The sequence below is a fragment of the Caulobacter henricii genome (genome assembly GCF_001414055.1).
GTDB lineage: Bacteria > Pseudomonadota > Alphaproteobacteria > Caulobacterales > Caulobacteraceae > Caulobacter > Caulobacter henricii.
Map to the genome: position 1 here is coordinate 1,838,898 of NZ_CP013002.1, position 26,078 is coordinate 1,864,975.

At 62.1% G+C, this 26,078-nt stretch carries 24 protein-coding genes; 23 read left to right on the forward strand and 1 reads right to left on the reverse strand.

Going from position 1 to position 26,078, the window contains the following annotated elements; all coding sequences use genetic code 11:
- The first annotated feature begins 8 nt into the window (after nt 1-8).
- From nuoL to AQ619_RS08585, 11 genes are all read left to right on the forward strand, one after another.
- On the forward strand, nt 9-2,066 hold the full coding sequence (gene nuoL, locus AQ619_RS08535; protein ID WP_062146362.1) for an NADH-quinone oxidoreductase subunit L: 2,058 nt from the start codon (nt 9-11) through the stop codon (nt 2,064-2,066).
- Entirely contained in the window at nt 2,063-3,565 is a 1,503-nt protein-coding gene (locus tag AQ619_RS08540) for an NADH-quinone oxidoreductase subunit M (protein ID WP_166504193.1), read from the forward strand. Before nuoL ends, AQ619_RS08540 begins: the two co-directional genes overlap by 4 nt.
- Before the next feature lie 7 nt (nt 3,566-3,572).
- On the forward strand, nt 3,573-5,012 hold the full coding sequence (gene nuoN, locus AQ619_RS08545) for an NADH-quinone oxidoreductase subunit NuoN (RefSeq protein WP_062146367.1): 1,440 nt from the start codon (nt 3,573-3,575) through the stop codon (nt 5,010-5,012).
- 1 nt (nt 5,013) lies between these two features.
- A complete protein-coding gene (locus AQ619_RS08550) occupies nt 5,014-5,775 on the forward strand; it encodes a biotin--[acetyl-CoA-carboxylase] ligase (protein WP_062151438.1) in 762 nt (253 codons plus the stop codon).
- Nucleotides 5,772-6,551 (forward strand): type III pantothenate kinase, encoded by a 780-nt coding sequence (locus tag AQ619_RS08555; protein ID WP_062146369.1) that lies wholly within the window; start codon nt 5,772-5,774, stop codon nt 6,549-6,551. Before AQ619_RS08550 ends, AQ619_RS08555 begins: the two co-directional genes overlap by 4 nt.
- Nucleotides 6,551-8,230: a ribonuclease J gene (locus AQ619_RS08560; protein ID WP_062146371.1), complete on the forward strand. Its 1,680-nt coding sequence runs from the start codon at nt 6,551-6,553 to the stop codon at nt 8,228-8,230. Before AQ619_RS08555 ends, AQ619_RS08560 begins: the two co-directional genes overlap by 1 nt.
- Before the next feature lie 114 nt (nt 8,231-8,344).
- Nucleotides 8,345-8,764, forward strand: coding sequence for a methylmalonyl-CoA epimerase (gene mce / locus AQ619_RS08565; RefSeq protein WP_062146373.1), 420 nt, complete (start codon nt 8,345-8,347; stop codon nt 8,762-8,764).
- Nucleotides 8,764-9,024 (forward strand): DUF1467 family protein, encoded by a 261-nt coding sequence (locus AQ619_RS08570; protein WP_062146374.1) that lies wholly within the window; start codon nt 8,764-8,766, stop codon nt 9,022-9,024. The genes mce and AQ619_RS08570 overlap by 1 nt, the downstream gene beginning before the upstream one ends.
- A 332-nt stretch (nt 9,025-9,356) precedes the next feature.
- Nucleotides 9,357-10,685 carry a proline--tRNA ligase gene (proS, locus tag AQ619_RS08575; RefSeq protein WP_062146376.1) on the forward strand — a complete coding sequence of 443 codons (1,329 nt, stop codon included), beginning with the start codon at nt 9,357-9,359 and terminating at the stop codon, nt 10,683-10,685.
- Nucleotides 10,685-11,965, forward strand: a complete 1,281-nt coding sequence (locus AQ619_RS08580) for a lipoprotein-releasing ABC transporter permease subunit (protein WP_062146378.1) — start codon at nt 10,685-10,687, stop codon at nt 11,963-11,965. Before proS ends, AQ619_RS08580 begins: the two co-directional genes overlap by 1 nt.
- Nucleotides 11,958-12,644 carry an ABC transporter ATP-binding protein gene (locus AQ619_RS08585; protein ID WP_062146380.1) on the forward strand — a complete coding sequence of 229 codons (687 nt, stop codon included), beginning with the start codon at nt 11,958-11,960 and terminating at the stop codon, nt 12,642-12,644. The genes AQ619_RS08580 and AQ619_RS08585 overlap by 8 nt, the downstream gene beginning before the upstream one ends.
- Before the next feature lie 12 nt (nt 12,645-12,656).
- Here AQ619_RS08585 and AQ619_RS08590 read toward each other — a convergent pair whose 3' ends face one another.
- Nucleotides 12,657-13,613, reverse strand: a complete 957-nt coding sequence (locus AQ619_RS08590; RefSeq protein WP_062146382.1) for a nucleoside hydrolase — start codon at nt 13,611-13,613, stop codon at nt 12,657-12,659.
- A 155-nt stretch (nt 13,614-13,768) separates the two neighbouring features.
- Between AQ619_RS08590 and sidA the strand changes: the two genes are divergently transcribed.
- The 12 genes from sidA to rseP all read left to right on the forward strand — a co-directional run bounded on the left by sidA (nt 13,769) and on the right by rseP (nt 26,073).
- Nucleotides 13,769-13,858, forward strand: coding sequence for a cell division inhibitor SidA (gene sidA, locus AQ619_RS08595; RefSeq protein ID WP_062146385.1), 90 nt, complete (start codon nt 13,769-13,771; stop codon nt 13,856-13,858).
- Between the two features lie 19 nt (nt 13,859-13,877).
- Nucleotides 13,878-17,309, forward strand: coding sequence for a DNA polymerase III subunit alpha (gene dnaE / locus AQ619_RS08600; RefSeq protein WP_062146387.1), 3,432 nt, complete (start codon nt 13,878-13,880; stop codon nt 17,307-17,309).
- A 2-nt stretch (nt 17,310-17,311) separates the two neighbouring features.
- A complete protein-coding gene (locus tag AQ619_RS08605; RefSeq protein ID WP_062146389.1) occupies nt 17,312-17,662 on the forward strand; it encodes a GFA family protein in 351 nt (116 codons plus the stop codon).
- A gap of 72 nt (nt 17,663-17,734) precedes the next feature.
- Nucleotides 17,735-18,049, forward strand: coding sequence for a DUF5076 domain-containing protein (locus AQ619_RS08610; RefSeq protein WP_257720841.1), 315 nt, complete (start codon nt 17,735-17,737; stop codon nt 18,047-18,049).
- A gap of 250 nt (nt 18,050-18,299) precedes the next feature.
- Nucleotides 18,300-19,154 carry a 30S ribosomal protein S2 gene (gene rpsB / locus AQ619_RS08615; protein ID WP_062146393.1) on the forward strand — a complete coding sequence of 285 codons (855 nt, stop codon included), beginning with the start codon at nt 18,300-18,302 and terminating at the stop codon, nt 19,152-19,154.
- A gap of 94 nt (nt 19,155-19,248) precedes the next feature.
- Nucleotides 19,249-20,187, forward strand: a complete 939-nt coding sequence (gene tsf / locus AQ619_RS08620) for a translation elongation factor Ts (protein ID WP_062146395.1) — start codon at nt 19,249-19,251, stop codon at nt 20,185-20,187.
- A 230-nt stretch (nt 20,188-20,417) separates the two neighbouring features.
- Nucleotides 20,418-21,143: a UMP kinase gene (gene pyrH / locus AQ619_RS08625; RefSeq protein ID WP_378109167.1), complete on the forward strand. Its 726-nt coding sequence runs from the start codon at nt 20,418-20,420 to the stop codon at nt 21,141-21,143.
- A gap of 22 nt (nt 21,144-21,165) precedes the next feature.
- On the forward strand, nt 21,166-21,732 hold the full coding sequence (frr, locus tag AQ619_RS08630; protein ID WP_062146399.1) for a ribosome recycling factor: 567 nt from the start codon (nt 21,166-21,168) through the stop codon (nt 21,730-21,732).
- 44 nt (nt 21,733-21,776) lie between these two features.
- Entirely contained in the window at nt 21,777-22,556 is a 780-nt protein-coding gene (gene uppS / locus AQ619_RS08635; RefSeq protein ID WP_062146401.1) for a polyprenyl diphosphate synthase, read from the forward strand.
- Complete coding sequence (locus AQ619_RS08640; protein ID WP_062151441.1) at nt 22,534-23,382, forward strand: phosphatidate cytidylyltransferase; 849 nt, start codon at nt 22,534-22,536, stop codon at nt 23,380-23,382. The genes uppS and AQ619_RS08640 overlap by 23 nt, the downstream gene beginning before the upstream one ends.
- A complete protein-coding gene (gene dxr, locus AQ619_RS08645) occupies nt 23,370-24,569 on the forward strand; it encodes a 1-deoxy-D-xylulose-5-phosphate reductoisomerase (RefSeq protein ID WP_062146403.1) in 1,200 nt (399 codons plus the stop codon). The genes AQ619_RS08640 and dxr overlap by 13 nt, the downstream gene beginning before the upstream one ends.
- On the forward strand, nt 24,541-26,073 hold the full coding sequence (rseP, locus tag AQ619_RS08650) for an RIP metalloprotease RseP (protein ID WP_236849555.1): 1,533 nt from the start codon (nt 24,541-24,543) through the stop codon (nt 26,071-26,073). The genes dxr and rseP overlap by 29 nt, the downstream gene beginning before the upstream one ends.
- The last annotated feature ends 5 nt before the right edge of the window (nt 26,074-26,078 follow it).

Genomic DNA, 26,078 nt, shown 5'->3' on the forward strand with positions numbered 1-26,078 from the left:
GCGACATCATGCAGTCTCTCGTCACCATCCTCGTTTTCGCCCCGCTGGTCGCGGCGATCATCGCGGGCCTGTTTGGCCGACGCATCGGCGACGTGGCCTCGCAAGCCGTCACGACCGGCGCCCTGCTGCTGGCCTGCGGCCTGTCCTGGTACACCTTCAGCCAGTGGACCTGGGGGCACATGGAGGCCTTCACGGTCACCCTGCTGCCGTTCATCCATATCGGCGACTTTGTCGCCAACTGGTCGATCCGTATCGACGCCCTGTCGGCCGTGATGCTGATCGTGGTCACGACGGTCTCGGCCCTCGTGCACATCTATTCCTGGGGCTATATGGCCGAGGACGACAGCAAGCCGCGGTTCTTCGCCTATCTGTCGCTGTTCACCTTCGCCATGCTGTCGCTGGTCACCGCCGCCGACTTCATGCAGCTGTTCTTCGGCTGGGAAGGGGTGGGTCTGGCCTCGTATCTGCTGATCGGTTTCTGGTTCAAGAAGCCCTCAGCCAGCGCCGCAGCGATCAAGGCCTTTGTGGTCAACCGGGTCGGTGACTTCGGCTTCGCCCTGGGCATCATGACCACCTACTGGGCGTTCGGAACGATCCAGTTCGCCGAGCTGTTCCCGCAGATCGCCGCCAATGCCGGCCGCACCTGGGAGTTTGTGGGCCACAGCTGGCCCCTGATGGATATTGCCTGCTTCCTGCTGTTCATCGGCGCGATGGGCAAGTCGGCGCAGTTCTTCCTGCACACCTGGCTTCCCGACGCCATGGAAGGCCCAACCCCGGTCTCGGCCCTGATCCACGCGGCCACCATGGTCACGGCCGGCGTCTACATGCTGTGCCTGCTGTCGCCGATGTTCGAGTATGCCCCCATCGCCAAGAACATCGTCACGGTGATCGGCGCGATTACGGCCCTGTTCGCCGCCACGGTCGGCCTGACCCAGAACGATATCAAGCGGGTCATCGCCTATTCGACCTGTTCGCAGCTGGGCTACATGTTCTTCGCGGCCGGCATCGGTGCCTATCAGGCGGCCATGTTCCACCTGTTCACCCACGCCTTCTTTAAGGCCCTGCTGTTCCTGGGTGCCGGTTCGGTGATCCACGGCATGCACCATGAACAAGACATGCGTCGCTATGGTGCCTTGGCCAAGCTGCTGCCAGTGACCTTCATCGCCATGACCATCGGCACGATTGCGATTACGGGACTCGGCTTCCCGCCGCTCCACCTGGGCTTCGCCGGCTTCTATTCGAAGGACACGATTATCGAGGCGGCCTTTGCGGCAGGCGGCGAGAATTCCATCGCCATGTTCGCCTTCGTCATCGGCCTGCTGGTGGCCGGCCTGACTGCCTTCTATTCCTGGCGCCTGGCCTTCTTCACCTTCAATGGTCACGCCCGCTGGGGTCATGACGATCACGGCCATGACGCACACGCCGCCCATGGCCATGACGACCATGCTGCGCCCGCCTCTGCTGATCACGGCCACGACGATCATGGCCATGGCCATGACCACAAGCCGCACGAAAGCCCGCTGATCATGCTGTTCCCGCTGGTGGTGCTGTCGATCGGGGCTGTTCTGGCCGGCTTCGTGTTCGTCGAATACTTCGTCGGCCACCATCAGGAAGAATTCTGGCGCGGCGCGATTTACAACGCCCCGACCAACTATGTCCTGCATTTGGCCCATGAGGTTCCGACCTGGGTGAAGTGGGCACCGCTGGTCGCGTCCGTTCTGGGCCTGCTGGGTGCCTTCTACGTCTACATTCTGAAAGAAGGCCTGGGTGCCAAACTCGCCGCCCGCAACGGCCCGCTGTACGTGTTCTTCTACAACAAGTGGTTCTTCGACGAACTGTACCAAGCCACCTTCGTGCGCGCGGCCAAGTTCCTGGGTGACCTGTTCTGGAAGGGCGGTGATCAGAAGATCATCGACGGGCTTGGACCTGACGGTGTCAGCGCCCTGAGCTACGAGGTCGGCCGCCGGACCGGCAAGCTCCAGACCGGCTATGTCTATCACTATGCGTTTGTCATGCTGCTCGGCGTCGCCGGTCTGCTTGGCTTCGCCCTGTACGCCTTCCATTGAGGGGGACGGAGCTTATGAGCGGCCTTCTCAGCCTGACCACTTTCGCCCCGCTCGCCGGCGTCGCCATCCTTCTGGCGGTTCGCGCGATCAAGGGTGACAATGCGGCTACCGACGCCCTGGCCAAATGGATCGCCCTGGCGACCACGCTGGTCACTTTCGCGCTGTCGATCCTGATGGTCGCCCAGTTCGACCCCAAGAACCCGGGCTTCCAGTTCGTGGAAGACGTGTCGTGGTTTGCGGGCCTGCACTACCGGATGGGCGTTGACGGGATCTCGATCCTATTCGTCCTGCTGACGGCCTTTCTGCTGCCGATCTGTATCCTCGCCAGCTGGCGCTCGATCGAGAAGCGGCTCGTCGAATATTTGATCTGTTTCCTGGTTCTGGAGACCCTGGTCATTGGCGTCTTCTGTGCGCTGGACCTGATCCTCTTCTACCTGTTCTTCGAAGGCGGCCTGGTGCCGATGTTCCTGATCATCGGAATCTGGGGCGGGAAGCGCCGGATCTATGCGGCCTACAAGTTCTTCCTCTACACCCTGCTTGGCTCGGTGCTTATGCTGGCCGCCGTCCTGGCGATGATCACCATCTCGGGCACCTCTTCGATCCCCGAACTGATGACCTTCAAGTTCGCCCCGTGGCTCCAGACCTGGCTGTGGCTGGCCTTCTTCGCCAGCTTCGCGGTGAAGATGCCGATGTGGCCGGTCCACACCTGGTTGCCTGATGCCCACGTTGAGGCACCGACGGCCGGTTCGGTCATCCTGGCGGGCATCCTGCTGAAGATGGGTGGCTATGGCTTCATGCGCTTCAGCCTGCCGATGTTCCCCAATGCCTCGGATATGTTCCAGCCGCTGGTGTTTGCGATGTCGGCCATCGCGATTGTTTACACCTCGCTGGTTGCCTTCCGTCAGACCGACATCAAGAAGCTCATCGCCTATTCGTCCGTCGCCCATATGGGTTTTGTGACCATGGGGATCTTCTCGGGCAATGCGGCGGGCGAGCAGGGCGCGATCTTCCAGATGCTGAGCCACGGGGTGATTTCCGGCGCGCTCTTCCTCTGCGTCGGCGTCGTCTATGACCGCATGCACACCCGAGAGATCGCCTTTTATGGCGGCCTGACCAATCGCATGCCTTTGTACGCCGCGACCTTCCTGCTGTTCACCATGGGCAATGTCGGCCTGCCGGGCACCTCGGGTTTCGTCGGCGAAATCCTGACCATGACCGGTGTGTATCAAGCCTCGACCTGGACGGCGGTGTTCGCTGCGAGCGGTGTGATCCTCTCGGCCATGTACGCCCTGACGCTCTATCGTCGGGTGATGTTCGGTGAGATCGTCAATCCTGAACTGAAGACGATCACCGACCTCGACAAGCGCGAGATCCTGATCTTCGCGCCGCTGATCATCTCGACCCTGGTGCTCGGCATCTATCCGAATTTCGTATTTGACCTGACCGCGTCGTCCGTCGACGCGCTGGTCGGCGCCTGGCGCGCCGCCTTGGCCGGGTGAGGGACTGATGACGCTTTCAGCCAATCTTTCGCTGATCCTCCCTGAGGTCATTCTCGCGGGTTCAGCCCTCGTGCTGCTGGTCTGGGGTGCGTTCCAGGGCAAGACGAGCCCCCTGTTCACTCTGGCCGCTGTGGCGGCGCTGCTGGCGGCGGCCGTCGCTGCGGTCGTCGGGCCGCACGGACACGCCTTCAATGGCGTCTATTCGGCAGATGCTGCGGCGACCTACGCCAAGGTCGCCATCTTTATCTCGAGCGCCATCGGCATCGTGCTGGGCGACCGCTGGCTGGCCCAGCGTGGGGATCAGAAGTTCGAGTATGCGGTGTTGGTGATCCTGGCGGCGCTGGGCATGGGCGTCACCGCCTCGGCCGGCGACCTGATCAGCCTCTATATCGGCGTCGAACTTCAGTCCCTGGCGCTCTATGTGCTGGCGGCCTTCCGCCGTGACGATGCCAAAGCCTCCGAAGCCGGCCTCAAGTACTTCGTCCTGGGTGCCCTGTCATCGGGCCTGCTGCTTTACGGTTCGTCGCTGATCTACGGCTTTGCGGGTTCCACCCGGTTCGCTGACATTGCCGCCGCCGCCCATGGCACACACGGCGTGGGTCTGCTGTTTGGTCTGGTGTTCCTGATCTGCGGTCTGGCGTTCAAGGTCTCTGCCGCGCCGTTCCATATGTGGACACCGGACGTTTATGAGGGTGCGCCGACTCCGGTCGTGGGCTTCTTTGCAGCCGCGCCCAAGCTGGCGGCCATGATGATGTTCGCCCGCGTGCTGGGCGACGCCTTCCCGGACTCCGTCGCTCAATGGCGCCAGGTCCTGGTGATCGCCGCCCTGATCTCGGTCTTTGTCGGTGCCTTCGCGGGCCTGGCCCAGACCAACCTCAAGCGTCTGTGGGCCTATAGCTCGATCGCCAATGTCGGCTATGCCCTGCTGGGCGTCGCCACCGGCGGAGAGACCGGCCTGCATGCCATGCTGGTCTTCATGGTGCTCTATATGGTCGACGTGACCGGCTTCTTTGCCTGCCTTCAGGCCCTGAGCCGCAACGGCAAGCCGATGGAAACCATCGAGGACATGGCCGGCCTGATCAAGGAACGTCCGGGCATCGCCCTCGCCATGACGGCCTTCTCGCTGTCGGCTCTCGGCCTGCCGCCGTTCTCTGGCTTCTGGTCGAAGTTTTATGTCTTCAAGGCCGCGATCGGCACGGGCGACGTGATGATGCAGTGGGCCGCCGTGTTGGGCCTGGTCGGAAGCGTGGTTGGGGCCTTCTACTATCTGCGCCTGATCAAGAGCATCTGGTTCGACGCTGCCAAGGGGCCTGTCGATGCGCCTGCGCCTGCGGCGCGGGCCGTAGGCTTCGCAGCGGCACTGTTTTCGTTCCCGGTGGTTCTGGTTGCCCTGGTCTGGCTAGACCCGGCTGCAAAGGCAGCCGCAGCGGCCTTTGGCCACGCGTGACGTGACGGGCGAACCCCCAGCGCCTGCAGCGCCGCCTGTCGTCGTCTTTGACGAGATTGACTCCACCAACGCCGAGGCGCGCCGTCGCGCCGAGGCGGGCGAGCTCGGGCCTGTCTGGCTTCTGGGCTTGAGGCAGAGCGCTGGCCGTGGCCGGAGGGGGCGGGCCTGGGAAACAGGCGCAGGCAATCTCGCGGCGACTCTGCTCTTTTCAACCGACAAGCCGCCGGCAGTGGCCGCCCAGGTGTCGTTCGTGGCAGCGCTTGCCGTGGCAGACCTGCTGGCGAGTTTTGTTCCGTCCCAAAGGGTCAGTCTGAAATGGCCGAACGACCCGATGCTCGATGGATTGAAGGTCAGCGGAATACTGGTTGAATCCGGCACGCGGCCTTCGGGAGGCCTTTGGATCGCAGTTGGCTTCGGGGTCAACCTGGCCGCCAAACCGCTCGAAAGTGAACGTCCAGCGACCGCTTTGTCGGTTCATCTTGCTGGCGCGCCGCCCTTGCCCACTGAGGCTGTTCAGATTCTGGCCGAGGCCTTCGACCGTTGGTCGCTGGTTTGGGACAGCCTGGGATTCCCGGCCATTGCTGACGCCTGGACGGCAAGAGCCCACGGTCTGGGCGCGCCTTGTGTAGCGCGATTGGGGACTGAGACCGTCGAGGGCATAGCCGAAGGGCTGGATGATGACGGTGCTCTGAGGCTTCGTTTGCCTGATGGGCGCTTGCGGCGCATCACAGCTGGCGATGTCTTTTTCGGCGAGGCGATTTGATGCTGCTGGCGATCGAACAAGGCAATACCAACACCATGTTCGCCATCCATGATGGCGAGCGTTGGATTGCCCAGTGGAGGTCCGCGACGGAGAGCACGCGCACCGCCGATGAATATGTCGTCTGGCTGTCCCAACTGCTGTCCATGCAGGGTCTGGGATTCAGGGCCATCGATGCCTGCATCATCTCGAGCGTGGTGCCGCAGTCGATTTTCAATCTGCGCAACCTGTCTCGGCGCTATCTCAATGTCGAACCCCTCGTGATCGGCGAGAACGCCAAGCTTGGGGTGGATGTCCGGATTGAAAAGCCGTCAGAGGCCGGTGCGGACCGTCTGGTCAACGCCGTCGGGGCCAGCATGGTCTATCCGGGCCCCCTGATCGTGATCGATAGCGGCACGGCGACCACCTTTGACATCGTCGCTGCCGATGGAGCCTTTGAAGGCGGGATCATCGCGCCAGGCATCAATCTCTCCATGCAGGCCCTGCACGAGGCGGCGGCCAAGCTCCCGCGGATCGCAATCCAAAGGCCGGCTCGCGTGGTCGGCAAGGACACCGTCGGCGCGATGCAATCCGGCGTGTTCTGGGGCTATATCGCCCTGATCGAAGGCCTGATCACGCGGATCAAGGCCGAACGCTCAGAATCCATGACCGTGGTCGCAACGGGCGGCGTCGCATCCCTGTTTGAAGGTGCGACCGACAGCATCGACCACTTCGATCCCGATTTGACCATTCGTGGTCTCCTGGAAATTCACCGTCGCAACACCATCTCAGAGACCTGATGACAAAATCCTCCCAAGACGAACTCGTCTTCCTGCCGCTAGGCGGGTCGAACGAGATCGGCATGAATTTCAATCTCTATGGCTTTGGGCCTGCCCATGATCGCAAGTGGATCGTGGTCGATCTTGGTGTGACCTTCGGCGATCAGACAACGCCCGGCGTCGAGATCATCCTGCCGGATCCCGAATACATCGAGGCCTATGCCGACGACATTCTGGGCATTGTCCTGACCCACGCCCATGAAGATCACCTTGGTGCCGTCCACTGGCTATGGCCCCGTCTGAAGGCCCCGGTCTACGCAACCCCGTTCACAGCCTTCCTGCTCCGGGAAAAGCTGCGCGACGCTCGTCTGCTGGACGAGGTCTCGATCACCGAGATTCCATTGGGTGGACAGTTCAAGATCGGCCCCTTCGATCTGGAAATGATCACCCTGACGCACTCGATCCCGGAACCCAATGGTCTGGCGATCAAGACCCCGCTGGGAACGATCCTGCACACGGGCGACTGGAAGATCGACCCGAACCCGCAACTGGGCGAAGCCACAGACATCGAAGGCCTCCGTCGTCTCGGTGACGAAGGCGTTCTGGCCATGGTCTGTGACTCGACCAACGTCTTCGTGGATGGCGAGGCCGGCTCTGAGGCCGATGTGCGCGTGGCGATGAACAGGCTGATCTCGGGCCTTAGCGGCAAGATCGCCGTCGCCTGCTTTGCCTCGAACGTTGCCCGCATGGACACCGTCATTCGCGCCGCTCAAGCCGCCGGACGCAAGGTTTGCCTGGCCGGCCGCTCAATGCACCGCATGGCCGCAGCGGCCCGATCGGTCGGCTTCCTGACGGGACTAGAGCCGTTTGTAACAGACGATCAAGCCAAGTATCTGCCGGAGAACGAGGTCCTGTTCCTGTGCACGGGCAGTCAGGGCGAGGCGAGGGCAGCCTTGTCCCGTATTGCCGAGGGCAACCATCCGCATGTGAAGCTCTCACAAGGCGACCACGTGATTTTCAGCTCGCGGGTCATTCCGGGCAATGAAATCCCGATCCGCAACCTGCAGAACAAGTTGGCCGACCGAGGTGTCCGTCTGCATACCGAGCGCGATACGCCCGGCATCCACGTCAGCGGTCACCCCTGTCGGGATGAGCTCAAGCAGATGTACCAGTGGGTGCGTCCAGAGATCGCTGTCCCGACCCATGGGGAGCGGCGCCACCTGATCGAGCATGCGGCCTTTGCCAAGGATCTGCAGGTTCCACACGCCATTTCGCCGCGCAACGGTGACATGGTTCGCCTGGCCCCAGGCCACCCCGAGATCATCGACGAGGTTCCGTCTGGTCGTCTCTATGTTGATGGCGGCGTCGTGACGCCCGAGAATGGTCAAGCCCTGAGAGAGCGTCGACACGCGGCGTTCAACGGCATGTTGGCCGTCTCAATCGTCATTGACGGCAAGAACCGCATCGTCTCTGGGCCGCAGGTTCGCGGCTTGGGTCTCGCAGGCGACAAGGACTACCCGCTGGACGAAGCCATGGATGATCTGGCTGAGGAAGCCGAGAGCGCCTTCAAGCGCCTGGGCGGCGACGACAGGGAAAGCGACGAAGCGATCGAGAATGCGATTTCTCGCGCGGTAAAAAAGGCTGCTTTCCGCATCTGGGAGCGCAAGCCTGTGGTCGAGACCACCGTTTTGCGCACCTGACATCTAGCAAGCGACTGCCCGCCGTGATTTCGCCACGGCGGGCGCAACCTGTTCGCGCCAGGGCCTAGATGTTAGGTCTTCGCGCGGGCAATTGGATAGGCAGGACTAAGGGCCATGATCGGCAAGTTGAACCATGTCGGCGTCGCTACGCCTTCCATCGACGAGGCGCTCGTGATGTATCGCGACCTACTGGGTGCGACCTCCGTCACCGAGAAATGGGCCATGCCGGAACAGGGTGTCTGGGTGTGTTTCGTCAACCTGCCCAACAGCCAGATCGAACTTATTGAACCCTATGGCGAGAAATCGCCGATCCATGGCTTTTTGGCCAAAAACCCCAAGGGCGGGCAGCATCATATCTGCTTTGAGGTCGACAACATCTACGAGGCGCGCGACGCCCTGGTCGCAAAAGGTGCGACAGTCCTGGGCGAGCCGCGCATCGGCGCACATGGCACCCTGATTATCTTCGTTCACCCCAAGGACATGGGCGGCCTTCTGGTCGAACTCATGGAGACGCCCAAGGAGGCGCAGCACTGATGGGCCCAATCACCGGGATCGCAATCTTTTTTACTATCTGGTGGACGGTGCTGTTCGTCGTCCTGCCCCTGGGGTCGCGAAGCTACCACGAGATGGGGCTGAAGCCGCCGGGCGGCGGCGACCCGGGTGCGCCGGTCAATCCAAACCTGAAGCGCAAGTTCTTCACGACGACCTGGGTGTCTGTCGTCGTGTTCGCTGTGCTTTGGTTGATCATCCGTTTCCAGCTGATCACCCTGCCGCAGCTGCCGGCGACCTATTAGGCCTTCCGGTTGCCCAAGCCTTGGGCGTCGCGCGAGCTTTCTCCCTGCAATCGCCCAAGCCTTGGGCGAAAAGACCTAAAGCTCCAGGCCGTTGGCATGCACATGCCCCAACAGTTGTTCGAGGGGCTAGGGTGACCCTGCGAGATCGGATGTACCTGATCTCACTCTGTGGCGTCTTCCCCGACGACGAACTTGCAAGGCCGCGCGAGGATCGCGCGGCCTTCTTTTCGTTTGCAACGGACTTGGTGGCCATCTTTTCGCCGCGTGCGTTGCCAAGCTGACGGCCAAGAGGCTATCTCAGGCCCTCGCATTCCCTCGGAGACGTCTTTCTGATGCGCCTGTCGCGCTATTTCCTGCCCGTGCTGAAAGAAGCTCCGTCCGATGCCCAGATCGCATCGCACCAATTGATGCTGCGTGCCGGCATGATCCGCCAGGAAGCGGCGGGTATCTATGCCTGGCTACCGCTGGGCCTGCGCGTCCTGAACCGCATCGAACAGATCGTGCGGGAGGAGATGGATCGTGCAGGGGCCATCGAGCTTTTGATGCCGACCCTGCAACTTGCGGATCTCTGGCGCGAGTCAGGGCGTTACGATGCCTATGGCCCCGAAATGCTCCGCATCACCGACCGTCATGAGCGCGAGCTGCTCTACGGGCCGACGAACGAAGAGATGATCACCGAGATCTTCCGGGGTTCGGTGAAAAGCTACAAGGACCTGCCCAAGAACCTCTACCATGTACAATGGAAGTTCCGGGACGAGCGACGCCCGCGCTTTGGGGTGATGCGTGGCCGTGAATTCCTCATGAAGGACGCCTACAGCTTCGACCTCGATGCCGATGGCGCGCGCAAGTCCTATAACCGCATGTTCGTCGCCTATCTGAACCTGTTCTCGAGGATGGGTCTCAAGGCCGTGCCGATGCGCGCCGACACCGGACCGATCGGGGGCGACCTGAGCCACGAGTTCATCGTTCTGGCCGAAACGGGTGAAAGCGCCGTCTTCTGTCACAAGGACCTGGTCGAGATGGACGCGCCTGGCCCAGACGTCGACTGGTATGGCGACCTCCAGGCCCTCGTGGATCAGCGTACAGCGCTCTATGCGGCGACCGAGGAAATGCACGACGAGGCCGCGTTCTCTGCGGTACCGGAAGGCGATCGTCTGTCGGCTCGCGGCATCGAGGTCGGCCATATCTTCTCATTCGGCACGAAGTATTCCGAGCCGATGCGGGCTTTGGTCACCGGACCGGACGGCAAGGACGTCCCGGTTCAGATGGGCTCGTACGGTGTGGGCGTTTCGCGTCTGCTGGGCGCGATCATCGAGGCCAGCCATGACGACGCCGGGATCATCTGGCCGGAATCGGTCGCGCCGTTCGATGTCGGAATCATCAACATGCGTCAGGGCGATGCGGCTTGCGACGCGGCCTGCGAAGCGGCCTACAAAGCCCTGACGGCTGCCGGCAAGACGGTGCTCTATGATGACACCGATGCCCGGGGCGGTGCCAAGTTTGCCACCATGGATCTGATTGGATTGCCCTGGCAGATGATCATTGGTCCCAAGGGCATTGCTGAAGGCGTGGTCGAGATCAAAAACCGGGCGACGGGCGAACGCTCCACCGCGTCGCTCGATTCCGTTCTGGCGGGCCTCATTCAAAGCAAGGCCGGCTAATGAGCGATCTGCGGGCGGCCGGACCGTTCAGCCGCTGGGAGAGGTCCGTCGCGCGGCGGTACCTGTTCGCCAAGCGCAAGAACGGCGGCGTCGCCCTGATTTCGGTGATCTCGTTCAGCGCCGTGATGCTGGCGGTTTTCGCCCTGATCACGGTGATGAGCGTCATGAACGGCTTCCGAGCGGAGCTGCTGGGTCGCATTCTGGGGTTCAATGGGCACCTGTATGCCCAATCACCACTGATCAACGGTCCGGATCGCGAGGGTGTGATCAGTAGAATTCGGGCAGTGCCGGGCGTGATCCAGGCCGTCCCGATGGTTGAGGCCCAGGCCATGGTCATCGGTCCGGGACAGGTGACTGGGGGTATCGTTCGCGGTGTCACCCCCCGTGACCTGCTCGGCCTGAAGATCATTTCCGGAAACATCAAGAAGGGCTCGCTCGCCGGCTTTGGCCAAGGCGAGTTCGGTGGCGACATCGTGCTCATCGGAGACCGAATGGCGGCCAATCTCGGTGTCGGCCCAGGCGATGCGATCACACTGATCTCGCCCTCCGGGCCGGCAACAGCGTTCGGATCCTCGACCCGGGAGAAGGACTACATCGTCGGCGGCGTCTTCAGCGTCGGTATGAGCCAGTTCGATGAGGCCTATGTCTATATGCCCCTTGAGCAAGCTCAGCTGTTCTTTGGCCGTGACACCTCGGTGGACTATGTCGAGATCAAGGTCGACGACCCAGACGACGCCAAGCTGCTGAAACCTGCTGTTGAAGCCGCCAGTGGCCCCGGGGCCCTGGTCGCCGACTGGATGGACAAGAACCACAGCTATTTCACGGCGCTCCAGGTCGAGCGGAAAGTCATGCGCCTGATCCTGTTCTGCATCGTGGCCATTGCCACCCTGAACATCATTTCCAGTCTGGTCATGCTGGTGAAGAACAAGGGCAAGGACATCGCCATCCTTCGCACCATGGGGGCGGGGCAGGGGGCTGTTCTGCGAATTTTCGTGATGGCCGGGGCCTCGATCGGTGTGGCCGGCACCCTGGCAGGGCTGATGTTGGGCGTACTGTTCTGCGCTTACATCACCCCTATCCAGAACTTCGTTGAGTGGGTGACCGGAACGGCCGTGTTCAGCGCCGACGTCTATATGCTTTCCCACATCCCGGCCAAGATCGACTGGGTTGAAGTCAGCGGGATCGTCGGCTTGTCCGCCCTGATGAGCGTCGCGGCGACGCTTCCGCCGGCCTGGCGTGCCTCACGTATCGATCCGGTTGAGGCGCTGCGTTATGAGTGAGCCTGTCCTGTCGCTGCGCGGGGTTGAACGCGTCTACAAGACCGAAGCTGGTGATTTGCCCGTACTGCGCGGCGTCGATATCGACGTCTATCCTGGCGAAGTCGTCGGCCTGATCGGCCCTTCCGGGTCGGGAAAGTCATCGCTTTTGCATTCTGCCGGGCTGCTGGAACGGCCAGACGCGGGGATCGTCGCCCTGGGAGGCCGCGACTGCTCAAAGCTTTCAGAGCGGGTCCGTACCCGCATTCGGCTGGGCACGGTCGGTTTCGTCTATCAGTTCCATCACCTCTTGCCCGAGTTCACGGCCCTCGAGAATGTCGCCATGCCGGGCCTGATCGCCGGGCGTAGCTGGCAGGTCGCCGAAGCCCGAGCCCTGGAGCTGCTCGGCGAGCTTGGCCTCACCGCCCGCGTCAACCATCAGCCTGCCCAGATGTCCGGCGGCGAGCAGCAACGGGTTGCGATAGCCCGGGCCTTGGCCAACAAGCCACAACTGCTGCTGGCAGATGAACCGACTGGCAATCTTGACCCGACGACATCAGCGGCGGTGTTTCAGTCCCTTTACAGCCTGGCGCGGGGACAGGGCGTTGCCGCCCTGATCGCAACGCACAATATGGACCTGGCACGCTACATGGATCGGGTCTTCGCCCTGAAGGACGGCTACCTCGCGCCACAGACCTTCTAGGGGCCGTGACGGTTAGAGCAGCGCCTGGCGCATGGCCTTGAAGAAGGCCGCTTGGTCGACCTTCTTGATCACACGAGCGTTCGGAGGTTTCCGCTTCAGGGCGGGATCGGCCAGCTCGATATCGGGCAGAATGGCATGCGAAACACTGAGATAGCCGCGTGTGAGTTCGCCAAGGGTTTCGACATCAACCACGGCTTGATCGGCCTCCAGGATCAGTGAGGGATCCAGAGCCAGTGCGCAGGTCAGTGCGTCGGGATGCAGGCTTCCGCTCAGGCCCTCCGTTTCCTGTGCGAAGGCCAGGGAAGCCCGGTTGACCTGCGTGAAGAACCTGGCGCGTGGCGTGCCAAGTGCCTCCAGTTGAGCCAACTGGGCGAGGTCGAGGAGGCCATCGCGCAAAGTCTCGGTCCAGGTCACGATCGACAAGTCAAAGCCCGCATTGACGACGATCTTGGCGGCTTCGGGATCGACATAGAAATTGTACTCGGCGGCGGGCGTGACATTGCCGACCCCGTTGTCGGTTCCGCCCATCACCCAGAGATGCTTCACGGCCTGGGCGATGCGGGGCTCGCGCAGGTAGGCCAGGGCGATATTGGTCAGGGGGGCCTGGGCGATGAGGGTGATTTCACCGGGCGCAGTCATCACTCTTCTGACGATCTCGTCGACGGCATGACCGGCGGCCGGGCGTTGCCTGGCGGGCGCAAAGTTCATGTCACTCATGCCATCCGCGCCGAAGACGTAGGCTGCATCGAGCGGCGCGCGGGAGAAGGGCGCCTGGGCACCCATATAGACGGGCACCCCGGCCTTGTCGCAGACCGCTAGGGTGAGGAGCGCGTTCTCGGCGTGCTGCACGAAGCCCACATTGCCGTGGGCGATGGTGATGGCCTCAACAGTCACACCCGGACGGGTAAGGGCGAGCATCAGGGAGAAAACGTCATCCCCGGCGGTGTCTGTGTCGATGATCAGGCGCATGGCCCGATCTGACCTGATCCGGGGCCTATCGCCAACACCGGGCCGCAAGGCTCCATGGCACGTTCACAGAAAAAGCGGTGGAACGTTCTGGAACATCTTGTGAACGGAACAAAAGTAGAATACGGAACAAACACGAAACAAATGTGGAGGTCCCCATGGTCCGTATCGCGCGTGAGTCATTGGCGCTTGTATCCGTCGTCAGCTTCGTCTGGATGATGTGCACGGTCGCCCAGTTGGTGGCCTGAGTCGAACGGAGGCGGAGCTATGGCGGACGGCGAAGGACAGGGTTTCGTCCACCTTCGGGTTCGCTCGGCCTATTCACTCCTGGAAGGGGCCATCAAGGCCGACCAGATCGGCAAACTGGCAGAGGCAAGCCACATGCCGGCCGCTGGCCTGACCGACCGGGCCAACCTTTTCGGCGCGCTCGAATATTCGTCCTATGCAAAAGACGCTGGAATCCAGCCGATCATTGGCTGCGCCTTGCCGGTGTCAGGAATCGGCGCAGGCCCGACTGAGCGGTGGGCACGAGCCCCGACCATTACCCTTCTGGCTCAGAATGAGCGTGGCTATCTCAATCTCTCGGAACTTTCTTCGATCGCTTATCTGGAAAGCGGTGAACTGGCCGAACCCATCGTGCCTTGGGCCAGGGTCGTTGAACACGCTGAAGGCCTGATCCTGCTGTCGGGCGGTACCGACGGCCCGGTGGACGCCTTGTTCGCCGCAGGAAAAGGCGCAGAGGCCACCCAGGCCCTGGCGGAGATGAGCCGGGTGTTTGGTGACCGGTTCTATGTCGAACTTCAGCGGCACGGCCTGCCCAGGCAGGCCGCAGCTGAGCCCGGTCTGGTGAACTGGGCCTATGAGCATGACGCGCCGCTGGTGGCCACCAATGACGTCTATTTCGCCAAGGCAGAGCTTTATGATGCTCACGACGCCCTGCTTTGCATCTCCGATGGCGCTTTTGTCGGACAGGATGAACGGCGCCGGGTGACGCCAGAGCACTGGTTCAAGCCAGCTGCCGATATGCGCAAGCTGTTCGCCGACCTGCCCGAGGCCTGCGACAACACCCTCGATATTGCGCGGCGCTGCGCCTTTCTGGTTAAGAAGCGCGATCCGATCCTGCCCAGTTTCCCAACTGGAGACGGCCGCAGCGAGCCCGAAGAACTGGCGCACCAGGCGCGAGAAGGCCTGAAGGCCCGGCTGGCCGAAAACGTCCTGGCGGTGGAGGAGCAGGTCTATTGGGACCGGCTGGATTTCGAGCTCGGCATCATCACCCGCATGGGTTTTCCCGGCTACTTCCTGATCGTGTCCGACTTCATCAAATGGGCGAAGTCGCACGGCATTCCCGTCGGCCCAGGACGGGGGTCCGGTGCCGGTTCACTGGTCGCCTGGGTGCTGACGATCACCGATCTGGATCCCTTGCGCTTTGGTCTGCTGTTCGAGCGGTTCCTGAACCCAGAACGTGTCTCCATGCCCGACTTCGACATCGACTTCTGTCAGGAGCGACGGGAAGAGGTCATCGTCTACGTGCAGGAGAAGTATGGCCGCGACCGTGTGGCCCAGATCATTACCTTCGGCTCCCTGCAGGCCCGCGCCGTCCTCCGGGACGTAGGCCGCGTTATGCAGCTTCCGCTCGGCCTTGTGGACCGGCTCTGCAAGATGGTGCCGAACAATCCGGCTGCCCCGGTAACCCTTGCCCAGGCGATCGAGCTGGAACCGCGACTCAAGGAGGCCAAGAGGGAAGACGGCAATGTGTCGGCTTGTCTCGATGTCGCCCTGCAGTTGGAAGGCCTTTACCGCAACGCCTCTACCCACGCGGCGGGTGTGGTCATCGGTGACCGGCCCCTGACCCAGCTGACGCCGCTGTACAAGGATCCGCGCTCGGATCTCCCGGCCACCCAGTTCAACATGAAGTGGGTCGAGAGCGCTGGTCTGGTGAAGTTCGACTTCCTGGGCCTCAAGACCCTGACCGTGCTGGACCGGGCCATAAAGCATCTAAAAAAGCGGGGCGCGGACGTCGATCTGGGCAAGCTGCCGTTTGACGACGCCAAGACCTACGAGTTGCTCGCGTCTGGTCAGACGGTCGGTGTGTTCCAGCTGGAAAGCCAGGGCATGCGCGACACGCTGCGCAAGATGCGCTGCGGGTCCATTGAGGAAATCACCGCCCTGATTTCCCTGTACCGCCCCGGTCCGATGGACAACATCGACACCTTTGTCGACTGCAAGTTTGGTCGCAAGCCGGTCGATACACTGCATCCCTCACTCGAGACGGTGCTCAAGGAGACCTATGGCGTCATCGTCTATCAGGAACAGGTGATGCAGATCGCCCAGATCCTGGCGGGCTACAGCCTGGGCGAAGCCGACCTTCTGCGCCGCGCCATGGGCAAGAAGAAGAAGGAAGAAATGGATCTGCAGAAGATCCGTTTCGTCGACGGCGCAAAACAGAAGAACGTTCCGGAAGAACAGTCCGGCTCGATCTTCGAACTGGTGGCCAAGTTTGCCGGCTATGGCTTCAACAAGAGCCACGCGGCCGCCTACGCGCTGATTGCCTACCAGACGGCCTGGTTGAAGGCCAACACGCCGGTCGAGTTCCTCGCTGCGTCGATGAGCCTGGATATCTCCAACACCGACAAACTGGCGGTTTTCCATCAGGACGCGCGCCGGTTCGACATCACGGTTCGGGCACCGGACGTCAATCGCTCGGGCGCGGATTTCGAGGTCGAGAACGGCGAGGTGCTTTACGCCCTGGGCGCGGTGCGCAATGTGGGTCTTGAAGCCATGAAGCACCTGGTCGCTGTGCGTGAAGAGGGTGGCCCCTTCCGTGACATTTTCGATTTCGTCGAACGGGTCGATCCCAAACAGGTCAACAAGCGGGCGATCGAGAACCTGGCTCGGGCGGGAGCCTTTGACTCCTTCCACAAGAACCGGGCCCAGATCCTGGCCTCATCCGATGTGCTGATCGCCCACAGCCAGAGCATCGCTGCGGACCGCCAGGGTGGCCAGCACGCCCTGTTCGGAAGTGATCCGGCGGCAGGACGGCCCCGCCTGAAGAAGACCGAGCCCTGGAGCCAGGTCGATCTGCTCGATGAGGAACTGGCCGCCGTTGGCTTCTATCTGACCGGGCACCCGCTGGAAGACATGGTGGGGCTGTTGCGCCGCAAGCGCACTGCCATGTTGACCGAGGTGATCCCCCAGGCCGAAGCGGGCATGGAAGCTTTCCGGATGTGCGGCGTGGTCCGTCGCCGACAGGAGCGGGCGTCCCAGAACGGAGAGCGGTTCGCCTTCGTCTCGCTATCCGATCCGACCGGAGAGTATGAGGTGCTTTTCCCCCCAGAAGCCCTTCGCAAGTGCCGGGACGTGCTGGAGCCCGGCAAGTCCGTGGCCATCAAGGTGCGGGCCAAGGCTCGAGACGGTGAGGTTCGCTTTTTTGGTGACGACGCTGAGCCTATCGAGAAGGCGATCGAGAACGTCGTGGCGGGACTGCGCGTCCACCTATCGCCGTCGGCGACGGAAATCGAAGCCTTACGAAAACGTCTTGAGCCGGCCGTGTCGCAGAAGGGCGGGGAAATCAGCTTCATCGCTGCGATCGGCGGTGGACGCGAGATCGAACTGAAGCTGCCCGGCCGCTATGCGTTGGATGCGTCGTTGCGCGGGGCCTTGAAGACCGCGCCCGGCGTGGCGCTTCTGGAAGACGTCTAAGGATGGTCAGGCATCAAGGCGGTTGTCAGTGCGGCAGGGTGCGGTTCGAGGTCGAAGTCGAGCTCCAGGACCTCATCAGCTGCAACTGTTCGCGGTGTGGCCGGCTGGGCTCGGTTCTGGCCTTTGCGGCCGAGGATGATTTCAAACTCCTGCAGGGGCAGGACGCTCTGACCGAGTACCGCTTCAATACAGGCAAGATCGCCCATCTGTTCTGTTCCGAGTGCGGGATCGAATCCTTCGGGCGCGGCGAAGGTCCCGGCGGCGTGCGCATGGCGGCGATCAATGTGCGTTGCCTCGACGAGGTTGATGTCTTCGCGCTTGAGCCCGTTCAGGTGAACGGCAAGGCGTTCTGAAGGGTTAGAGCCAGCAGCGTCGGTCCAGCCTCCTGCAGCTCACAAGGCCTTGCTCTGGTTCATGACGTCAAAGTGGATGCCCCAGCTGTCCCCCCGGCCGCGCTTCGCGACATCAACGCTATGGTACTGGCTCCCGTCTGGATCGCGGAGCAAGGACTGCATTGCTCGCTCAAGTCCGGTTTATATGCCGCCGACGGGGTGGCCAGGGAGACTGCGGCCTGGGGGATTATTCTGGCGGATCTCGCGGGTCACGTCGCGGATGCGCTCAGCGCCGCAGGCATGGGTGCCAAAGCCGATTTGTTCGAAGTCATTGTCGATGGCTTCAACGAAGAAGTCTCGGCACCATCCTCTACACGGATGGGCCAGTCCGGGGCCGGATCCAGCTAGCCTCTGAACCATGGGCTAGAGGGTCCTCTCCGTGGCATCCGATCGAGACCGCCCAAGGCCAACCTCTTTCCGCTGCAGTCGGACAAGGCTTGCTTTTTGGAACAATCCCGCCTATCTGCGCGCCATTCCACACGCGGACGTTCGGCTGTGACCCGGGGAGACATCCCGGCATCGCCGTTCCGGTCCCGCTCCAGATGTCTGGATCGGGGGTGTCCGCGGAGGTTCAACCGGAAGAAGGATTATAGGCCTCATGGCGCTTCCCGAATTCTCCATGCGTCAGCTCCTCGAAGCTGGCGCCCACTTCGGCCACCAGACGCACCGCTGGAACCCGAAGATGGACCGCTACATCTTTGGTTCGCGTTCGAACATCCACATCATCGATCTGTCGCAGTCGATCCCGCTCCTGCACCAGGCTCTGGTGAAGGTGCGTGAAGTCGCCGCCGCCGGTGGCCGCGTGCTGTTCGTCGGCACCAAGCGCCAGGCTTCCGATCCGGTCGCCACCGCCGCCAAGCGTTGCGCCCAGTACTATGTCAATCACCGCTGGCTCGGCGGCACCCTGACCAACTGGCGCACTGTGTCGGGCTCGATCGCTCGCCTGCGCGAGCTGGAAGGCGTTCTGTCGGGCGAAGGCCAGGGCCGTTCCAAGAAGGAACTGCTGCAGCTGACGCGCGAGCGCGACAAGCTCGAGCTGTCGCTGGGCGGCATCAAGGACATGGGCGGCATCCCCGACATCATGTTCGTGATCGACACCAACAAGGAAGCGATCGCGATCCTTGAAGCCCGCAAGCTGAACATCCCGGTCATCGCGATCCTCGACACGAACTGCGATCCGGACGGCATCACCTATCCGATCCCGGGTAACGACGACGCCGCTCGCGCCCTGCAACTGTACTGCGACCTGATCGCGGATGCAGTTCTGGACGGTCTGGCCGCTGGCCAAGCCTCTTCGGGCGTCGATCTGGGTGCCTCGGTGGCTCCGATGGAACCGACCCTGGCCCGCGAGCTGACCCCCGAGCCGGTGGCTGAAGCCGCCGCCCCGGAGGCCGCTCAGGAAGCGACTGCTGAGGCCATCGAAGCCGTCGCTGAAGAGCCGGCTGCGAGCTGATATCCGACGGCCGCCAGACGGCGGCTGTTGTGACCCTGACATGCGACCGGGCTATCAAGCCCGGTCGCTAACCGTTTGAATATGGAGATTTTCCATGGCTGAGATCACGGCTGCGCTGGTTAAGGAACTGCGCGAGAAGTCCGGCGTCGGCATGATGGACTGCAAGAAGGCCTTGCAGGAAAATGGCGGCGACATCGACGCTTCCATCGACTGGCTGCGCGCCAAAGGCCTGTCCAAGGCCGCCAAGAAGGCTGACCGGGTTGCCGCTGAAGGCCTCGTTGGCATCGCCGTTCGCACCGATGGTGCCGGCATGACCGCCGCGGCCGTCGAAGTGAACGCCGAAACCGACTTCCTGGGTCGCAACGAACTGTTCCAGAACGCCGTCCGCAAGATCGCGGCGGTTGGTCTGGACAATGATGGCGTTGAAGCCATCAGCGCCGGCAAGACCGCTGACGGCGAAGTCGTTGCCGACCTGCTGACCAACCTGATCGCCACCATCGGCGAGAACATGGTTGCCCGTCGCTCGGCGCGCTTCAGCGTCGCCCAGGGCGCGGTTTCGACCTACATCCACAATGCTACGGCACCGGACCTCGGCCGCATCGGCGTGCTCGTGGCTATCGAAGGTGCTGGCGACCAGGCCAAGATCCTGGAACTCGGCCGCAAGATCGCCATGCACGTCGCAGCGACCTCGCCGCTGTCGCTGTCGCCGGATGATCTGGATCAGGCCGCGATCGAAAAGGAACGCGCCATCTTCACCGAACAGGCGCTGGAGTCGGGCAAGCCCGCCGCCGTCGTCGAGAAGATGGTCGAAGGCCGGATCCGCAAGTTCCTGGAAGAAGTCGTGCTTCTCAAGCAAGCCTTCGTCATGAACCCGGACCAGACCGTCGAACAACTCGTCGCCGAAACGGGCAAGGAACTGGGCTCGCCGCTGACGGTGAAGGGCTTCGTTCGTCTGGCCCTGGGCGAAGGCGTCGAAAAGGCACCGGCTGGCGATTTCGCCGCTGAAGTCGCCGCAATGGCTGGCCAAGCCTAAGGTCCGGGGTTTGATGGGCCTCGCAGGAGGCTCGTCATCCGATATCTTCAAGAGGCGCGGCGCGTTTTGCGCGTCGCGCCTTTGTTGCGCCTGCGTGGTGCCGCTCACGACTTGCTTTGCCGAGCAGTGCCGCCCCGGCGCAAAACCAATCCCACTTTTTCTGAACCCGCACTATGTTGCATTCCGACGACTCAGGAACAGCACGGCCCATGTCTGAAACCGCTCCCGCCATGCCCAAACGCTTTCGCCGCGTCCTCCTGAAGGTCTCTGGAGAGGTGCTGATGGGCGATACGCCCTACGGGATCGACACCAACACCGTTCAGTCCGTAGCCGAAGACATTGCCGAGATCGTCAAGTCCGGCGTGGAGCTGTGCCTTGTGATCGGCGGCGGCAATATCTTCCGGGGCATGGCCGGTGCCGCCAAGGGCATGGAACGTTCCAGTGCTGACTATATGGGCATGCTGGCGACCGTCATGAACGCCCTGGCGATGCAGGATGCCCTCGAGCGGATCGGTGTCTCCACGAGGGTCCAATCTGCCATTCCGATGGCAACGGTCTGTGAGCCCTACATCCGCCGGCGTGCCCAGCGCCATCTGGAAAAGGGCAGGGTGGTGATCTTCGCCGCCGGGACCGGCAATCCGTTCTTCACGACCGACACCGCCGCCGCCCTGCGCGCCGCAGAAATGCAGTGTGATGCCCTGTTCAAGGGCACCAGCGTCGACGGTGTCTATACGGCTGACCCCAAGAAGGATGCCACGGCTGAACGCTATGACCGCCTGACCTATATGGATGTCCTGGCCAAGGACCTTAGAGTCATGGATGCGTCAGCTGTTGCCTTGATGCGTGACAGCAACATCCCGATCGTAGTCTTCTCCATCAAAGGGCGCGGCAATCTGCTGAATGTCCTGCGTGGCGAAGGCACCTTTACCGTCGTCGCCCAAGACGCCGCCGCCTAACTCAAGCGAAGAGAGCCCCGCCATGGCCGCCGCCGAAAAGCCCGTTCTGTCCCGCTATAAAGAGCGCATGGAAAAATCCGTATTGGCTCTGAAAGAAGATTTCGCCGGTTTGCGGACGGGCCGCGCGTCTTCAAACCTGCTCGACCAGATCATGGTCAATGCCTACGGTTCCATGGTTCAACTGAATACGGTTGCCTCGATCAGTGTTCCGGAGCCGCGTCAGATCAATGTCAATATCTGGGACAAGGGTGTCGTCTCGGCGGTAGAGAAAGCGATCCGCAATTCGGATCTCGGGCTGAACCCTGTCGTTGAAGGTAATAACCTTCGCATTCCTATCCCGCCCCTGACCGAAGAGCGTCGTAAGGACCTCTCGAAGATTGCTGGGAAATACGCTGAGGCCCAGAAGGTGGCCGTGCGCAACATCCGCCGTGACGCCAATGACGATCTGAAGAAGGCCGAAAAGGCGAGCGTCATCAGCGAAGATGAGCTCAAGAAGATGGAAACCGAGGTCCAGAAGATGACCGACGAAGCCATCAAGAAGGTCGACGAGGCCTTGAAAATCAAAGAACAAGAGATCATGCAAGTTTAAGGACCGGCCTGAGTATATGGGACGGTTAGGGAAGGCTTGAAACGATGTCGGCGACGACCGGCCTGCAGGATGTTTCGGCGCGCGCTGGGGGCGATGCGTCGAGTCGCTCCTTGCATGTGGCCATCATCATGGACGGGAACGGTCGCTGGGCGAAGCGTCGCGGGATGCCGCGTGCGCTGGGTCATCGCGCCGGCGTCAACGCGCTCAAGCGCACGGTCGAAGCCGCCCCAGACCAGGGTGTCGGCGTTCTGACCGTGTTCGGTTTTTCGACCGAAAACTGGAGCCGTCCTGCGCATGAAGTGTCGGAGTTGATGGGCCTTCTCAAGGCCTATGTGGAATCCGATCTGGAGCGTCTGGACCGAGAGGGGGTTCGGGTTCGGATCATCGGCCGCAGAACGGGCCTAGCCCCGGATATACAGGAGATTATCGAGCGGGCGGAGCGGCGAACAGCCAGCAACACCAAGTTCACGCTTCAGGTCGCCTTCAACTACGGTGGCCGCGCCGATATCGCTGATGCTGCCCGGGCCTTTGCTGAAGCCGTGGAACGTGGCGAGGCCAAGGCGGCCGACCTCAATGAAGCCGTTTTCGAAAGCCTTCTTTCGACATCCGCCGCGCCGGCCCCTGATGTGATTGTGCGCACCAGCGGAGAGCAAAGGATTTCAAACTTCCTGCTTTGGGAATGTGCCTACGCCGAACTGGTTTTCCAGGACGTGCTGTGGCCCGATTACGGACCCGAAGCCCTCTCTGCGGCCATCACAGAATACCGCGGTCGTGACCGTCGCTATGGAGGCATTGCTGCCGATGACGTCGCCGTCGCCGGCTAAGCGCTTCAACTGGAAAAACCTGCGAGTGCGCGTGCTATCTGGCACCGTACTCGTGCCTACGGTCGTGGCCGCCGTTTGGTTTGGTGAGATCTGGTTCCTGGCACTTGTCGCCGTCTGTGTTGCGCTTTTGGCCCGCGAGTGGGGCAAGATGAGTGCGCCCAGAGCCTCAGGTGGCGTTGCCTTTGCCATCGGTGCGGCAGTGCTGGTTGCCGTTATTGCAGCCTATAGAGGCCACTATTATCTTACCTGGCCGCTCCTCGTTGCAGGGGCGATCCTGGCCGCATTGCTCGCCCGCGGCGCAGTTGAGCGACGCGCGGACGCTGCTTATGGCGTGATCTATATTGGTCCGGCCTGTATCGCGCTGGTCTGGTTACGTGGTCTGGATGTGGGGCTAAGCTGGACGCTGTTGCTGTTCGCCGTCACTTGGTTTGCAGACATTTTCGCCTTTGTCGTCGGCAGTATCCTGAAGGGGCCCAAGCTCTGGCCCCGGTTCTCGCCTAACAAAACGTGGTCAGGCTTTTTCGGCGGTCTGGTGGCAGCTTCCCTCGCGGCCGTCGGAATTGATGTTCTTTCCCGTCATCTCCCGGCTCTGCCCGACCTGAATCTCAGCTGGCCCGTGGCGGCCTTGATCGGATTGCTGGGTGGTCTCTCGACCATGATGGGCGATCTCTGGGAGTCGATGCTGAAACGGCGTTTCGGCGTGAAGGACTCCGGCGATCTGATCCCTGGACACGGCGGCCTGCTCGACCGGGTAGACGGGTTGATGTTCGCAGCCATCGTCATCGCGGGCATCCGCCTGATCTATCTTTATGGATGGGCCAATTGACGCCGATCCGGAAGGTCGTGGTTCTGGGCTCCACTGGCTCAATCGGTGTTTCGACTCTGAGCCTGTTTGAAGCCTCTGGCGTCGAGGTTGACGTCCTGGCGCTCACGGCTGGTCGCAACGTCGAAAAGTTGATCGAACAGGCGCTACGCTGGCGGCCCACCGTTGTGGTCATTGAAGATGAGGCGCTGCTCCCCAGGCTTCGAGACAGCCTTCAAAACACGGGCATCCGAACCGCTGCCGGGGCCTCGGCTATTGTCGAAGCTGCGGCAATGGGTGCCGACTGGGTGATGTCGGCTATCGTCGGGGCTGCTGGCCTGGCACCGACCCTGGCGGCAGCGCGGACCGGAGCCGTGATCGCTCTGGCGAACAAAGAGAGCCTTGTTTGTGCTGGACCTGCACTGTTGCGGATTGCCCGCGCAGCAGGCGGATCCGTGATTCCGGTCGACTCAGAGCACTCCGCGATCTTTCAGGTGCTGCAGCCGGCCTGCATCCACAGGGTATCGCGACTGATCCTCACGGCGTCCGGTGGGCCTTTTCGAACCTGGACTCGCGACCAGATGGCCGTGGCCACGCCCGAACAAGCCGTGGCTCATCCAAATTGGTCGATGGGCGCCAAGATTTCGGTCGATTCCGCATCCATGATGAACAAGGGCCTCGAAATGATCGAGGCGTCCTATCTGTTCGATACACCTGAAGAGCGCATCGAGGCCGTGATCCACCCACAGTCCGTCATTCACAGCCTGGTCGAGTATGTCGACGGCTCGACCCTTGCCCAATTGGGACCTCCGGATATGCGGAGCCCGATCGCCTGCGCCTTTGCATGGCCTGATCGCCTGCCTTGGCCGGCGCCCCGACTTGATCTGGCGGCCTATGGCCAGTTGACTTTCGAGCAACCGGATCAAGAGCGCTTTCCCTCCATCGGCATCGCCCGAGAGGCGATGCGGCTAGGCGGTGGCGCTCCGGCTGCTATGAACGCAGCCAATGAAGTGGCCGTAGCGGCATTCCTTGACCGTCAGATCGGCTTTCTCGATATTGCCGCTTCGGTGGCGGGGACCCTGGAACGCATGAATAGCTTGGGGGCCTTGATGGAAGCTGACGCCGATCCAGTCGAAAGCGCCATGACTACGGACGCGAGCGCCCGCCGCATTGCGGCCGAGGTTGTGCGTCAAGTTCAACGGCACAACTGAAGACGAGAAGAAAACCGACATGCTCGGCTTCATGCAATCGGCTATCGCCTACATCATCGCTTTCCCGCTCGTGATCCTCGTTGTGGTCACCGTGCACGAGCTTGGTCACTTCTGGGCGGCCAAGGCCTGCAAGGTAGAGATCGAGAAGTTCTCCATCGGTTTCGGGCGCGCCATCGTATCGTGGCGTGATCGCGACGGCGTCCAGTGGCAGATCGGATGGCTGCCCCTTGGCGGTTATGTACGGTTCGCCGGTGATGAGAACGCGGCAAGCGTTCCTGACCAGCAGGACCTCGCAAGCCTGCGCACCGCCATCGAGCGTCGGGAGGGGCAGGCAGCAGTCAGTCGCTATCTGCATTTTAAGCCGCTTTGGCAAAGAGCCTTTATTGTCGTGGCGGGGCCTCTGGCCAATTTCGTCCTGGCTATCGTGCTGTTCGCCGCTCTGCTCGGCGTGTTTGGCGAAACAGTGCGTCGCCCCGTCATCAGTGGCGTCAACGCCGGCAGCCCTGCAGCCGCCGCTGGCTTCCGCCAAGGCGACGTGATTCTTTCGGCCGACGGCCGCACGGTCAAGAATTTTGGCGAACTGGAAACCTACGCCCTGCTGCGCAGCGATGTTCCAATCCGCTTCAAGATCGAACGCGACAAGCAAACCCTCGAACTGGTGGCGACCCCGGCCCTGGTTGAGGTCTCAGATGGTTTCGGCGGCAGCCAGAAGGCCGGGGAGCTCGGCTTTGGCGCTCCGCCTCTGATCGCCAATGTGGAACCAGGCTCGGCCGCTGATAAGGCTGGGCTGCGCCGCGGGGACCTTGTGCAGAAGGCTGATGGCGCTGCGATCGGCAGTTTCGAAGACCTCACGCAACATGTAGCCCAGAGTGGTGGCCGCCCGATTGCGTTTGATGTCTATCGTGATGGCGCGACGATCCAGGTCCTCGCTACCCCGAGGCTCCAGACCCGGCCCGATGCGGCGGGTAAGCCCAGCACGCGCCTCCTGCTTGGGGTGGCCGGTGGGCTGCCAGCCAGCGACGTGCAGCGTGTTCGCTACAATCCGGTTGAGGCCTTGGCCGGCGGCGTGGCCCGTACGTGGGATGTTCTTGAGACCACGGTCTACTATCTGGGGCGCGTCATTCGCCTGGAGGTCTCTGCCGAACAGATCAGCGGTCCGATCGGCATTGCCAAGACGTCTGGCCAGTTGGCTCAGGCCGGTGCGGCCGGTGCGGCCGATTTTCCGTCCATGCTGCTTGGGTCAGCGGTGGCTCTGATCTGGCTGTCAGCCATCCTGTCCGTCAGCGTCGGCTTCATGAACCTGTTGCCGATTCCGGTCTTGGATGGTGGGCATCTGTTGTTCTACGCCTATGAGGCGGTTGCCCGGCGTCCGCTTGGCGCACGTCTTCAGGCCGCTGGTTACCGGGTTGGTCTTGCGCTCTTGCTGAGTTTCATGTTGTTCGCGACCTGGAATGATCTGCAGCGCCTGAGCGTCTTCAAATTTTTTGGTGGGTTGTTCTCTTGAACGGC

Bases quoted from the DNA above. Each gene is read 5' to 3' on its own strand.
- nuoL (WP_062146362.1), top strand. From the start codon at position 9: ATGCAGTCTCTCGTCACCATCCTCGTTTTCGCCCCGCTGGTCGCGGCG.
- nuoN (WP_062146367.1), top strand. From the start codon at position 3,573: ATGACGCTTTCAGCCAATCTTTCGCTGATCCTCCCTGAGGTCATTCTC.
- AQ619_RS08560 (WP_062146371.1), top strand. From the start codon at position 6,551: ATGACAAAATCCTCCCAAGACGAACTCGTCTTCCTGCCGCTAGGCGGG.
- mce (WP_062146373.1), top strand. From the start codon at position 8,345: ATGATCGGCAAGTTGAACCATGTCGGCGTCGCTACGCCTTCCATCGAC.
- AQ619_RS08570 (WP_062146374.1), top strand. From the start codon at position 8,764: ATGGGCCCAATCACCGGGATCGCAATCTTTTTTACTATCTGGTGGACG.
- proS (WP_062146376.1), top strand. From the start codon at position 9,357: ATGCGCCTGTCGCGCTATTTCCTGCCCGTGCTGAAAGAAGCTCCGTCC.
- AQ619_RS08580 (WP_062146378.1), top strand. From the start codon at position 10,685: ATGAGCGATCTGCGGGCGGCCGGACCGTTCAGCCGCTGGGAGAGGTCC.
- AQ619_RS08585 (WP_062146380.1), top strand. From the start codon at position 11,958: ATGAGTGAGCCTGTCCTGTCGCTGCGCGGGGTTGAACGCGTCTACAAG.
- AQ619_RS08590 (WP_062146382.1), bottom strand. From the start codon at position 13,613: ATGCGCCTGATCATCGACACAGACACCGCCGGGGATGACGTTTTCTCC.
- sidA (WP_062146385.1), top strand. From the start codon at position 13,769: ATGGTCCGTATCGCGCGTGAGTCATTGGCGCTTGTATCCGTCGTCAGC.
- dnaE (WP_062146387.1), top strand. From the start codon at position 13,878: ATGGCGGACGGCGAAGGACAGGGTTTCGTCCACCTTCGGGTTCGCTCG.
- AQ619_RS08605 (WP_062146389.1), top strand. From the start codon at position 17,312: ATGGTCAGGCATCAAGGCGGTTGTCAGTGCGGCAGGGTGCGGTTCGAG.
- rpsB (WP_062146393.1), top strand. From the start codon at position 18,300: ATGGCGCTTCCCGAATTCTCCATGCGTCAGCTCCTCGAAGCTGGCGCC.
- tsf (WP_062146395.1), top strand. From the start codon at position 19,249: ATGGCTGAGATCACGGCTGCGCTGGTTAAGGAACTGCGCGAGAAGTCC.
- pyrH (WP_378109167.1), top strand. From the start codon at position 20,418: ATGCCCAAACGCTTTCGCCGCGTCCTCCTGAAGGTCTCTGGAGAGGTG.
- frr (WP_062146399.1), top strand. From the start codon at position 21,166: ATGGCCGCCGCCGAAAAGCCCGTTCTGTCCCGCTATAAAGAGCGCATG.
- uppS (WP_062146401.1), top strand. From the start codon at position 21,777: ATGTCGGCGACGACCGGCCTGCAGGATGTTTCGGCGCGCGCTGGGGGC.
- AQ619_RS08640 (WP_062151441.1), top strand. From the start codon at position 22,534: ATGACGTCGCCGTCGCCGGCTAAGCGCTTCAACTGGAAAAACCTGCGA.
- dxr (WP_062146403.1), top strand. From the start codon at position 23,370: ATGGGCCAATTGACGCCGATCCGGAAGGTCGTGGTTCTGGGCTCCACT.